General features: G+C 42.4%; 4 protein-coding genes. All 4 read left to right on the top strand.

Features of this window, described 5'->3' with window-relative positions:
- Positions 1-112 precede the first annotated feature (112 nt).
- The 4 genes from IPJ86_17165 (at position 113) to IPJ86_17180 (ending at position 14217) form a co-directional block, all read left to right on the top strand.
- On the top strand, positions 113-2020 hold the full coding sequence (locus tag IPJ86_17165) for a hypothetical protein (GenBank protein ID MBK7888952.1): 1908 nt from the start codon (positions 113-115) through the stop codon (positions 2018-2020).
- Between the two features lie 318 nt (positions 2021-2338).
- Complete coding sequence (locus IPJ86_17170; protein MBK7888953.1) at positions 2339-6442, top strand: hypothetical protein; 4104 nt, start codon at positions 2339-2341, stop codon at positions 6440-6442.
- An 811-nt stretch (positions 6443-7253) separates the two neighbouring features.
- The gene (locus tag IPJ86_17175) at positions 7254-12728 is read left to right on the top strand and encodes an HYR domain-containing protein (GenBank protein ID MBK7888954.1); all 5475 of its coding nucleotides are present in this window, start codon (positions 7254-7256) and stop codon (positions 12726-12728) included.
- A complete protein-coding gene (locus IPJ86_17180; protein MBK7888955.1) occupies positions 12721-14217 on the top strand; it encodes a putative metal-binding motif-containing protein in 1497 nt (498 codons plus the stop codon). The genes IPJ86_17175 and IPJ86_17180 overlap by 8 nt, the downstream gene beginning before the upstream one ends.
- Positions 14218-14318 lie beyond the last annotated feature (101 nt).

A 14318-nucleotide genomic window follows, 5' to 3' on the forward strand; every position in this document is an offset into this window, starting at 1 on the left:
CATCGAGGAACTGATCTCCTGATTGATGGATATTTAGAGGTGGATCAGACTTCCTCTTACGAAAGTGTAAACTGGTAACCGAAAGAGCGAATTATAAATTGGTAATCGAATTATGAAAGCTAGGGTAAATATAAAAAAATCAGGTTGGGTTTTTCAACTTGGACTCCTGGCTGCAATGTTTTATTCTTTGAATTGCCCTGCTCAGGTTGCAACCATTAACATTAATAATGTTCATACGAATGTTATGTCCAACACAAAGCTCTTGTTTGGAATCACGTTCGATTCAAGAACTAGTCTTATGGGAAATTCATCGACTGGTCTGATTGGATATTATGACTCCAGCGGTGTTGTTATTCCTCCTATTGACTCTGTTTTTAGTGATTTTCCAATGAGTACATTGCGTTATCCCGGGAACGCTATAGGGGTTGGGTATAATTGGAAAAAGGCAATTGGTTCGCCTAATTTAAGAGCCCATCAAAATTTGTTGGGGAACCTGGGCTCGCCTCAACCTGTTAAATTTGGTTTCGATGAATTTATGAATATGACTGCTGCCAGAGGTGTGCCCTCGTCTGAAATTCAAATAATGGTTCCTATTTATGATTCAGCTTCAACAGGATTATCATTGACTCAATCAAGAGCAGCCGTTCCAAATGTGATCAGCCATAATGCCGATTGGGTGGAATACTGTAATTCTCCCAATGATAGTACGAACCCCGGTGGTGGAATGGACTGGGCCGCTGTAAGAGCCGGAAATGGTCATCCTGATCCCTACGGTATAAAAATCTGGAACATAGGAAATGAGCCGTGGTCAAGTTTCGAATATGGAAGTTCATTTGATAGTTGTAATTCTTATTTGGCTGCTGTAACACCCATTATCAATGCGATGCTGGCCATCGATTCAACTATTAAAATAACAATTCCAACTATCGGTAATCCCACTAGTACTTTGAGTTGGGCCTATGCTGTATTAAATTCCACCCTGATATCCTCAGGTAAAGTATATGCGCTTTCTCAACATTACTTTCCCAGTGAGAATACGTCGGCGCAATCCGTTTTAGCAGCCAGTAACGCACTTAACACCTTAATAGGGGTGGCAGCAACGAAAGGGGTGAAAGTATTTGTTGGTGACTATGCACATTATATCAAAAGCCCGAATGCAACACCGGCCCAAAAAGATTCTGCTATGCAGTGGTTGGCGGCGAATCTTGAAGCTGATTTCTTACTTATGCTTTCACAAAAGTCTACCATAGAAAGAGCGAATTTTTGGGTGTATGGTAATGCCATAGCAGAATGGCACCCCATTCGCAAAAATTCACCGGGTAATTACACTTTAATGCCGGCAGCAGCTATCTATAAAATGTTGTTCCCGGCTTTTTTAGACAATTCATTACAGGTTACAACTACATCGCCTAGTGCCAGTGATGGCAGATTATATGCTGTTCGGTCTAATGCATTCATCTCAAATGATACGAACTATCTCAATGTTATTGCGGTTAATCGTGACAAGATGAATACAGTCCCACTGCAGGTTGGCGGCGTGACCGGTTATTCGCTAAACAAGGCCCGACTACTTTCTGCCGCATCAAATACATCAGAAGAAATTATAGAGACAACGGCCGGTATGGACATTGCCGGAAATTATATTATGCCACCCATGAGTGTGTTGATTTTAGAGTATCATAGCCCGACTGTAGGTAATCTAATCGTGAAACTCTTTATAGAGGGAATGTACACCGGGAACGGCTTTATGATTCCGAACTTATATAATAACGGTCTCACCACAAATGCGGAGGCGACTGACTCACTGACTATAGAGTTGCATCAGCCCGTTTCTCCATTTGGTGTGATCAGTACGCAATCCGTAGTTCTGCTGCGCAATGGTTATGCAACGAGTACTAATTATCCTCCCACCGGAAACTATTATATTGTTGTAAAGCATCGCAATGGATTGGAAACATGGAGTAAAACCCCGGTTTCTTTCAATGGTTCATCAGTGTTTATTGATTTTACAAATCCTTAGAGGTGTGGTGAGGATTCGAAAGGGAGGAGACAATATAAATAGGTAAGTGACCCATCTGGTGGCGGAATCTCATCTGTCAAAGAATGTAAGTGGTGAAAGCAACCACTTGTGCGGTGAAGGATGGAAGTGAAAATTTGCATACCTAACGAATATTTTGTAACTTGTCACTGGGTGTTTTTCGTATAAATGCAGATGAAATGACGAGGTCAGCTTTTTACTGAAGCAAGTTCATCTGTTGAAAGAATCAGATAGCTGAATATTCCTACACGCGGTGTAGACATAAGTCGATAAAGTAAAAAAGTTAAAGTGAATAGTAATATGTGGAAAGTTAAAAATAGAATAGCTAAAGAAGTTCCCAATCTAAAATCTAAAGGGTGCAGCGTACTCCTGCTCTTGCTCCTTTCTATTTATCTGAATCCTGTCTATAGTCAGTTTACGCCCGGTAAGCTGGCTGTGTTGGTAGTGGGAGATGGTAGCGGAACATTAACATCTGCTGCCACTATAGTTTCTGTTAAGGAGTTTGATTTCACCTCCGCATCTCAAACAGGCACACTCGTAACGGCATTGCCTTCCACCGCGGTGGCGGGAACCGGAGTGGTGGACCGGGCATTGACACAAAGCGGAACAGCCACTTCAGAGGGGTTTTTGAATTTATCGGCCGACCGTCGCTTTCTTACACTTGTTGGCTATAACACCGGCGCCGGAACAGCAGCTGTGACAAGTACCAGTGCAGCCACTTTCCCTTTGAATACGCGTGTAGTAGGTAAAATTGATGCAAATGGTTTTGCAGATACCAAAACAACACTTTTTACAGCGCATTCCGGCACAGCCATTCGTTCAGCCATAACGGTAAATGGATCTTCTTACTGGACAGCCGGTGCTCCGGGTTCAATTGGTATTGGATATGTTCAGCAAGGTAACGTTAATGCAGCTACGAATTTATCGGCAGTGAATTCCAGAGGAATTGGTATTTTCAACAATCAACTGTACACTACCACCGGTGCCGGAAGTAATCGTCTGGCGAAAGTGGGCAACGGATTACCTGTTTCCGGAACGCAGGCCCTCGTTAATCTCCCCGGCTTTCTCACGACTACCGGCGATCCCTATTCCTATGTGTTTATTGATCTCGACGGAAACGGAAGTCCTGATGTGCTCTATGTCGCTTCATTCAATACGGCTCCCACAGGTTTGCTGAAATATACATCTTCTGATGGAGGAACTTCATGGACAGCGCGTGGTAGTTTGTCAGGAAATGTTTTCGGTGTCACCGGACAATTTAATCCCTGTACAGGAAATGTTGATTTATATATCACAGCAAATACCATCAATGCAAAACCCAATAAGCTGTATAAAGTTACCGATCAATCATTAAATATCTCAGCACCTGCAGCTATCACTGGCGATGGTTCCGCTTTAAGCGCAGTAGGGACACTTCTTGCCACCGCTGCTTCAAATACCTCCTTTGGTGGAGTTGCGTTTACACCGGGAACGTTGGCGCCTCTAATCGTTCCCGCTATTACGTGCAGTGGAAGTATAATATGCAGTGGAGCCAATAATGGAACAACGACTGCTACAGTAGACAATAGTTCATTGAAACTTAAAATTACTGCGCCCGGATATTATTCCTTTGCTATTGGTCAGGCGCTGTTTGGTCCCGATGTGATTTCTAACCCTGTTACAGGTGACATCATATATTTTTCCAATCCTGATTTTGGATGTAATCCATATCCTGCGGGAACTTTTGCAGGGAAAGTAGCGTTGATTGACAGAGGTACCTGTTTCTATGAACTCAAAGCGCACCACGCTCAAAATGCAGGTGCCGCTGCCGTAATTATCGTGAACAATATCCCCGGTGCGCCAATAAACATGGGTGCTGTAAACCAATATGCCATTTCGATACCGGTGGTGATGATAAGCGATGTGGATGGGGCGACTATTAAAAATTTAATTGCACAGCCGGCTACTGTAACAGGACATACCACCAACTATTCGTTTTTATGGAGCAATGGAGCAACCACATCTGCAATTTCAGGTTTAAGTAGCGGTACATATACTGTCAGCGTGACTGCCGATGGTAGCTGTATCAGCAATTGTGAGACACAGGTTATCGAACATTTGCCTGCTCCGGTGAATATCATTGCTGAAGATACCGGTAGTATTTTATGCCAGGGAGATTATTTGAATTTATATGCCGATCCGGTGAATCTTGCCGGACAATTTAATGGCATCAATCAATGGTTCAACCTGAGTGCGGACATTACAAATCTCAACACTGCAAGTTTTACGCTTGAAGCATGGGTCAGGACTACCGGATCTGCGGAAGGTGTTCTGGTAAGTAGCGACAATGATGAAATTTGGGAAGCGGGAGAGCGAGCCTTGTATATTGATGCCAATGGAAATCCTGCTTTTACAGGCTTTGGAAATTCCACCATCAGTAGTTCCGTTTCAGTGAATGATGGTAACTGGCATCATATCGCAGTGGTCAGGGATTACAGTACATTACCGGGCACCGGTAGAATTTATATCGATGGGTTCAATAGAACTGCCACATCTTCTTATGTTGCTAATGCTTTTCCAAATGTTGGTTCATTTAGTATCGGCAGACCGAATTATTCTGAAGCACCTGATTTTTTCACCGGTGATCTGGATGAAATGCGAATATGGAACGTGGCCAGAACTGCAGCTGAGATCCAATCGGGACTTGTAGATTCCGTTTCAGCATCCACTCCCGGCTTACTGGCCTATTATCGTTTTGATGAGATGAATTATCCGCTGGTGAATGAAGTATCTGCATTGTATTCCGGAACAGCCGTGAACAATCCTGCTAAAGAGTATGCTTTCGGTTTTCATTGGTTACCGGGAGGAGAAACCTTACCTTATATTTCCGCTGCTGCAACCGGTAATTATACGGTTACCGTGAGTGATTACCTCGGTTGTACAAGTAGTAGTGCGCCGCATTATATCAAGGTGATTGAAAATCCTTCTGTACCGGTTGTTTTAAGTGACGCGTCATTTTATTTCTGTTCAGGTGATTCAGTCATGTTGTATACTGATACCACCGGTGCGATTGCCCAATTACGGTATGGCGTATCCGTTACAGGTTTCAGTTCAGAATTTTCTTCAACCGACAGAAGTGCGAATCAGGTCCTTGGAGCACCCAATGTATATCCTGCTTATGGAAATTTGCCGGGAGCATGGTCCGGTTTTGATCCGGATATACAGAGGGAGTATATTCAAATTCTTTACAATGAACCGGCGCCCGTTAATTTTATCGATATTTATGAAACATACAATCCCGGCGCGGTAGATACAGTGTACGTAAAAAACCCGACGACCGGATTGTTCGAAGTGGTGTATACCGCTACCGGCTCTCCGCAATTGCCGCAGTCAGGGAAGTTGCATATTTCATTTCCTGTGACCACCTACAATGTTGCTGAAATCAGGATTGCAATCAATTCTCCTGCTGTATCCGGCTGGAATGCAATAGATGCGGTGGGTATTGGTATAGAGCAAACCTACCTCTGGTCAACAGGAGCTACAACTGCTTCCATCATCGCTACTACGGGAGGAACCTATAGTGTTAGTGTAAGCAACGGATTCTGCGAATCGGTAAGTGTTCCGGTGGTGGTGACTGTATTGCCTGCTCCCCTACTATGGAATGTGGATGCGGATGGTGATACGTACGGAAGTACCGCTGATGATTCTTTATCCTGCTCACAACCTTTGGGCTTTGTTTTAAATACAAGTGATTGTGATGACGCTTCCGTCACGGTTTATCCAGGTGCCAGTGAGGTTTGTTACAATGGGATTGATGATAACTGTAATGGATTGACGGATGAAGCCTGTAATGGTACCTTAAACCTGTCGTTGCTGATAGAAGGGTATTACAATGCAGGGGGAACGATGGTACCGGCTTTATTCAATGCAGGAGTGGGTTTTAGTACTTTAGAATGTGACACAGTGACCATTGAACTGCATAAAACTTCATTACCTTCAGTCCTGCTTTCAAGAACAAAAATGGTTATGAATACAATGGGGTCGGTCTCCGTCAGTTTTCCCGATTCAGTCATCGGGCAAAATGGTTACATCGTCATCCTTCACCGTAATGCCGTTCAAACATGGTCAAACCCTGTTACATTTACTGCTGCTACCAACTATAATTTCACCACCGCGGCCTCACAAGCTTATGGCTCCAACCAACGTGAAGTGGAGTCGGGTATATGGGCCTTCTATAGTGGCGATATTGCACCACAAGATGAAGTAGTGGATATTACCGATCAGGGATTGATTGGAAATGATATTATAAACTTTGCTTTCGGCTATGTACCCACTGATGTTTCCGGCGATGGGGTTGTGGATATCACGGATCAGGCGATTGTAGATAATAACATCTTAAACTTTATTGGAACGCTTCATCCATAAATTAATATTGTAGCGCAACAAAATAGAGAAATTGTTATTCTAATACATTTTCTTTTTTTGGATTGTTTACACTTTTTAGCGTATTCCGGACTTCCATGATTTTACCATCGGGAGGTAGAGGGCTTAACTCCATCGATACAAGTTTGATCGTTGAAGCGATTTCATTTTTATTTGTTTTTTCGGTAGGTGTATTGATTTACTTTATTCAATTAAAATTCATACATACAAAAAATACGTTTTTTTGTCAACTGTTATTCTGCTTTCTTTAAAATGGTCTGTAAAGACAGCGAAATGTCGGATGTTTTACCGATTTGCCATGAAAACGGTAGATAAAAAATATAGTATTTAGGTTACCCAAAACAGGAAAAAAGGAATAGAACTATTTTCAGGTATATTAGGATTATTCTAATAATGGATAGGTGCTTTTAGTGAGTTCCTTGCAGGATAAATATCTTTTCAGTAACATTATAACAATTGATCTAATTAACCGGGCACATACTTCATTAATCAGAAACAGGCTTCAGGACTATTTTATGAACTTTGATAATTTACATGAGGCTTTATTGTTTTTAATCCGGGTCTTGTTATTCGCTTGTTTACTTCTGTTGGTGGTTGATTCTTACACCAGACATCTCAAAAAGGAAGATGAGAATGATTCTTCATCGAAGCCGTTTCCCACAATTGTTTTGTTTTTTTTTACTTCAAAATTGGTCTTTCATTTCAAGTATGGACCATCATTGTTTAATGAATGATAACAACAAATCTAAAATCATACTATAACCTGAAAAAAACGATTGTTTATATAATTATTATGAGAAAATTCTACCCCACCATGCATCGTTCAGTTCATCAATCTCGCTTAAAATTAGTTTTATTTTTTGCAATAACACTTCTGAATTTCGCGCCAATTTACGCTCAGTTCACACCGGGCAAGTTAGCTGTGTTAGTCATTGGAGATGGCACCGCGCCTCGTACCAGTGCAGCAACACCACTTTTTATCAGGGAATATAATCTTTCTGGTACATCCCAGGCGGGTAACTTGATTACGACTTTACCTGCAACAGCTGTTGCCGGAACCGGATCTGTGAACAGAGCTGTGACGCAAAGTGGTACGGCCGGCTCAGAAGGTTTTTTGAATTTATCAATGGACAGGCAATTTCTTACATTAACCGGATACAATACCACAGCAGGTACAGCTGGCGTATCCACAAGCTTAGCTACTACTTTTCCAACCAATACCCGCGTCATTGCAAAAATTAATGCCGGTGGTGGATCAGATACTAAAACAACTTTGTTTACTGCGTATTCAGGAACTGCTTTACGTTCAGCTGTCACAATAAATGGATCCGCTTACTGGACAGCCGGCGCGCCGGGTACCATTGGTGTGGGTTACGTGCCACAAGGTAACGTTGTTGCAGCTACGAACTTGGGCGCCAATAATACCCGTGGAATCGGCATCTTCAATAATCAATTGTATGCTTCTACCGGATCGGGAGGTAACAGATTGGTAACGGTGGGTACCGGTCTTCCTGTATCAGGTACGCAAACACTTGCGAATCTAAATGGCTTCCTGACAACTACCGGTGATCCGTATTCGTATCTCTTTCTTGATTTAGATGGCAATTCCAGTCCTGATGTCTTGTATGTAGCTTCTTTAAGTATCGCACCAACAGGATTGCTGAAGTATACTTCTTCGGATGGTGGTGCCACATGGACGGCACGTGGTAGTTTAACCGGGAATGCTTTCGGTGTGACGGGTTGGTTCAATGCGTGTACGGGTAATGTGGATTTATACATTACTGCAAATACCAGTGGTGCCAAGCCGAATAGTCTTTATGCGTTTTCAGATGTAGGTGTCAATGCTGCTAGTCCTGCAGATATTACTTCCAATGGTTCCGCCTTAAGTACAACCGGAACTTTACTGGCAAGCGCGCCGACCAATACCGCTTTTGGAGGTGTGGCTTTCACTCCGGGAACACCTGCAGTTTATTCAGATCTTGTTCCACCGGTTGCTGTTTTCGTTCCTGCAGATACGACAATCAGTTGTGATAGCCAGGTGCCTGCTGATAATGCTGTTTTTACTGATAATTCTGATGAGTTCATTGTGGTTTATTCTGAAAGTATCGTGAATGGAATATGTGATGGTAATTTTACAGTATATCGTACATGGACGGCTACTGATAACTGTGGATACGTGACATCAGTCACTCAAATTATTAATATAATTGATAACACTGCTCCCGTGTTTGATAATGTTCCAACTGTCTTCAATGCAAATTGCAGTGATGATATTTCGCCCGGAGCTATTGTTGCGCCTTCTGCAAGTGATAATTGTGATGCAGCTTTAACTGTAGGCTATTCGGATTCTGTTTTATATTCATCCGGTTTATTTAATTATGTCCTGAATCGCACCTGGACGGCCACTGACCATTGCGGAAATACCACTGTTTTAGTGCAGACCATTAATCTTTATGATTCAATTCCGCCTGTGATCAATTGTCCGCAAACGATACGGATTTGTACTGCTAATCCAACTGTAGTAAACTATAACGTCACCGCTACTGATAATTGTGGACTTTCTCCGTTGAACTTACTGACTAATCCGGGCAATGAATCCGGGAATTTAAGCGGATGGGTTATCACGCTTAATGGTGGAGATGGTTGGGCGAATACCGGTGCTTATGGAGAGGTGCGTTCCGGAAATTTTAGCTTCAGTGGTTCGTATTGGTGGGAAGAAATGGCTCAGGAAGTAGATTTAATTGCAAAGGGTTACAGTACTGCATATCTCAATGCTGCCCCTCCGATTCATGTAAGTGAATGGTACCGGGCATCCTCTTGCTGTTCTTCAACGGATGAATATTATTTCAAGTCGGAATTACTCGATTCAGCAGGCATCGTATTAACTTCATATAATTTAGGAAGTATGGCTGCTCCGGTGCAATCAACTCCGGTATGGCAGCAAGTCGTGCATACATTTACCGGATATCCGGCAGGTGTTACTAAAGTAAGAATTACACATGGTTCAAAGGATAATGAAGGATGGGCAGGTAACTACGGAACCATCATTGATGATGCCCTGGTTTCCATAGATACACTTTTAGTAAATCCACCATCAGGAACTGTTTTCCCAATGGGCATAACTCCGGTTACTGCTACAACTATGGACCAGGCGGGTAATATATCTACCTGTACATTTAATGTTGTTTTATCCAATGTGCCCGGTCCGGCTTTAAGTTGCAGCGGAAGTTTCGTTTGTCAGGGTGAAAGCAATGGAGTTGCCACTGCTACAGTCGATAACACATCTTTAAATTTAAAGATTACAGCACCGACGCCACAGCAGTTTCCGGTTGGAGTTGCTGTGTTTGGACCAAATGTATTTGAAAATCCTGTCGCAGGTGATTTCGTTTATTTTTCAAATCCTGATTTGGGTTGTGATCCTTATCCTCCCGGTTTTTTTACAGGGAAGGTGGCATTGATTGACAGAGGAACCTGTTCCTTTGAACAAAAAGTGTACAATGCACAAACTGCCGGAGCGGTCGGAGTGGTGATTGTAAATAATATCCCGGGCCCTCCTGTTAATATGGGAGCAGCGAATATTTACGCAATTACTATTCCTGTTGTAATGGTGAGTGATGCAGATGGGTTAACCATTAAAAATATGCTTTCCACGCCGGCAACTGTTACAGGAAATTCTACTATTTATTCTTTTCAATGGAGCAATGGAGCTACAACAGCTATAATTTCCGGATTAAGTGCTGGAACGTATACGGTGAGTGTTTCCGCAGATAACAGTTGTGAAAGCAGTTGTAGCGTACATGTACTGGAAAATATTGCGGATTCAGTTACTATTATATCGTCTTCCATCAATAATACTATTTGTCAGGGAGATTTTATTGAACTTATTGTTAATCCAATTAATCTTGCCGGTAATTTCAATGGTAATCAGCAATGGGTTGATTTGGGTGCAGACATCACAAATCTCAACGACGCAAGTTTTACCATCGAGGCCTGGGTACGTACAACGGGCACAGGAGAAGGAATAGTGGTTAGCAGCAATAACGATAATATTTGGGAATTCGGAGAACGTGCTTTTTATATTGATGCGAATGGCGCACCTGCCTTCGTAGGTTTTGCCAATCAATATATACTTAGTAATACAGCTGTTAATGATGGAAGCTGGCATCATGTAGCGGTGGTGAGAGATTATAGCACGTTGCCCGGTACCGGAGCTATTTATATTGATGGCATCAACAGAACCTCTTCTTCTACCTATTCAGCTAATGCCTTTCCGAACATTGGATCTTTCAGTATAGGCCGACCGAATTACGCCGAAGCACCAAATTATTTTACCGGTGATATGGATGAAGTGAGAATATGGAATCTGCCCCGAACTGCAGCTGAAATACAATCAGGAATACTATCTCCTGTTTTGCCTTTTGCAGCGGGATTACTGGCCTATTATAAATTTGATGAAAGGCCTTTCCTGCTGATGAATTACGCATCACTTCTCTTTTACGGAACCCCTGTGAACAATCCGGAGAAGGTCTTTGCTTTCTCTTATCTCTGGTCACCGGAAGGTCAAACAACACCCTATATTAACGCTACATCAACCGGTAATTATAGTGTGACGGTGACAAATTATTTGGGATGTTCAACGACCAGCGCCCCCTATTATCTGAATGTAATACCGGTTCCTTCCGCACCGGTTATTGTGAGTAGTCCCTCTCCCTATTTTTGTACCGGGGATACCATCACGCTCTCTGCAGATACCGCGAATGCAATAATTTATTTACGGTATGGCAGCACCGTTACCTCATATAGTTCGGAGTTTAATCTCAATCCTCCGGGCTGGTTTGCAAATCAGATTCTGGGTGCACCGGATGTATTTCCTGCTTACGGAGATATAGGTTTTGCATGGGCTCCTCTGAGCACTGATGACCAACGCGAGCATATACAAATTGCTTACACTAATCCGGCACCCATCAATTTCATAGATATTTATGAAACGTTTAACCCCGGTGCAGTGGATACGGTGTATGTGAAGAATCCAAACACCGGGCTGTTCGAAGTAGTTTATACCGCTACCGCTGCGCCGCAACCTCCGGTTTCAAGGAAATTGCATATTACCTTTCCTGTAACTGCTTTTTCCGTTTCTGAAATCAGAATAGCGATGAATTCACCCGCCGTCCCTGACTGGAATGAAATTGATGCTGTAGGAATTGGATTGGAGCAAACGTATCTATGGTCAACCGGTGCAACTACATCTTCTATTTACGTAGGTAGCGGAGGATATTACGGTCTTCTCGTTAGTAATGGTTTATGTCAGTCACCAAGTACAGTAATACAAGTGTATGAATCATCCACACCTTTTTCATGGTATACAGATATCGACCAGGATGGATTTGGAGTAGAAGGAATAAGCACTGTTTTACTTGATGCTGCGAGTGAAGTGACAACCGCATCTGAAGTGGTATTTAATGATGGATTTATGGAAAATCACCTCGCTCAAACCTTCACCGCTTCGCAAACCGGCATGTTTAACACTATTCAGTTTAATGTAGATTTTTTGAGTGATGGTAGTTTTGATGCGCTATTCGAATTGTATTCGGGAAGTGTTCCGGGAAGCGGGACATTACTCAATACTCAAGCTTTGACGATTAACACATTGGGATGGCAAACAGTAAATATTCCAAACAGCATACCGGTGCTTGCAGGTAGTTCTTATTATTTTGTAATCAAAGGAGCAGTACCTTCTTCAGACTTTATTAGGCTCTGGCGCAGCAATGGTGCAACCCCCGGAGCTCATGCCGGTGGAGATCTTTATTATTATGATAGTTTTATGGCGATATGGATGTCGAGTTCTATTGATGATCTCGATTTCAGAGAGTATGTCAGTGTAGTTTCCGGTTCCGGCCCTGCCATCATTTCCTGTACGGATCCCGGTCCCGGATATGCGATTAATAGTAATGATTGTAATGATATTAATGGTGCAGTGAATCCAAATGCCGTTGAGATTTGTAATAATTTGATTGATGATAATTGTAATGGTATTATTGATACAGATGCAAATCCCGGACCTCAGAACTGGTATGCAGACATGGATCAGGATGGATTTGGAGTAGAAGGTGTCAGCACTGTTGTACTTGATGCTGCGAGTGAAGTGACAACCGCATCTGAAGTGGTATTTAATGATGGATTTATGGAAAATCACCTCGCTCAAACCTTCACCGCTTCGCAAACCGGCATGTTTAACACTATTCAGTTTAATGTAGATTTTTTTGAGTGATGGTAGTTTTGATGCGCTATTCGAATTGTATTCGGGAAGTGTTCCGGGAAGCGGGACATTACTCAATACTCAAGCTTTGACGATTAACACATTGGGATGGCAAACAGTAAATATTCCAAACAGCATACCGGTGATTGCAGGTAGTTCTTATTATTTTATAATCAAAGGAGCAGTACCTTCTTCAGACTTTATTAGGCTCTGGCGCAGCAATGGTGCAACCCCCGGAGCTCATGCCGGTGGAGATCTTTATTATTATGATAGTTTTATGGCGATATGGACGTCGAGTTCTATTGATGATCTCGATTTCAGAGAGTATGTCAGTGTAGTTTCCGGTTCCGGCCCTGCCATCATTTCCTGTACGGATCCCGGTCCCGGATACTCGAATAATAATTTAGATTGTAATGATTTATTGAATACTGTTTATCCCGGTGCCTATGAAAATTGTACCAATGGAATAGATGATAACTGCAATGGCATCATCGATACAGATGCCGTTTTCTATACCTATTATCAGGATCTGGATCTGGATGAATATGGTAATCCTGCAGTGAGTATATCTTCATGTCTTCCACCGATATTTATGACCGGTTACACACTGGATAATACCGATTGCGATGACAATAACTTTTTCGTTAATCCCGGATTCACGGAATGGTGTGATTATATCGATAATGATTGCGACGGCTTAGTGGATGAAGGTGTAATTGATATCTATTATCCCGATGTTGACGGAGATGGTTTTGGAAATAGCGCCTCACCCGGAATAGCTTCCTGTACCCCTAATGGATTCTCTTCATTGAATAATCTGGATTGTGATGATTCCAACACGTTTGTTAATCCAAATGCCGCTGAAGTATGTAGTAACGCCATAGACGATGATTGTGATGGTTTAACGGACGAGGGTTGTACAAGTGGAACAACGTTTAATATTACTGCCCTGTTCGAAGGATTTTACGATGGAGTTTCAGGAATGCAACCTGTTCTACTTAACTCCGGTTATGGCTTCGGTTTAACAGACTGCGATGTGATCTACGTTGAACTGCGTGATGGTTTATCCACGACTACTGTACTAGCCGCCGATTCAGCAATTATAAATACCAGCGGACAGGTTTCAATTACGTTCCCTGTAAATGTGACCGGCCAAAATGGTTATATTGTCATCTATCATCGAAATGCAATTCAAACCTGGTCGAACCTGATCACGTTTACAGCACCTACTAACTATAATTTCACCACTGCAGCATCACAAGCCTTTGGCTCTAACCAACGTGAAGTAGCTCCCGGTGTATGGGCCTTCTATAGTGGCGATATTGCACCGCAAGATGAAGTAGTGGATATTACCGATCAGGGATTGATTGGAAATGATATTTTAAACTTTGCTTTCGGCTATGTACCCACTGATGTTTCCGGCGATGGAGTTGTGGATATCACGGATCAGGCGATTGTAGATAATAATATCTTAAACTTTATTGGATCGATTCATCCTTAATGAATTAATGCAATGAACAAGAAAGGCGATATCACCCGATATCGCCTTTCTTGTTTTGGCTATTCTTACTTTTTTGAATGTTGATTATCGTCGAAGGTACA

The organism is Bacteroidota bacterium (assembly GCA_016713925.1).
Taxonomy (GTDB): Bacteria; Bacteroidota; Bacteroidia; order AKYH767-A; family OLB10; genus JAJTFW01.

Coding starts and splice junctions, on each gene's coding strand:
- IPJ86_17165 (MBK7888952.1), top strand. CDS start 113: ATGAAAGCTAGGGTAAATATAAAAAAATCAGGTTGGGTTTTTCAACTT.
- IPJ86_17170 (MBK7888953.1), top strand. CDS start 2,339: ATGTGGAAAGTTAAAAATAGAATAGCTAAAGAAGTTCCCAATCTAAAA.
- IPJ86_17175 (MBK7888954.1), top strand. CDS start 7,254: ATGAGAAAATTCTACCCCACCATGCATCGTTCAGTTCATCAATCTCGC.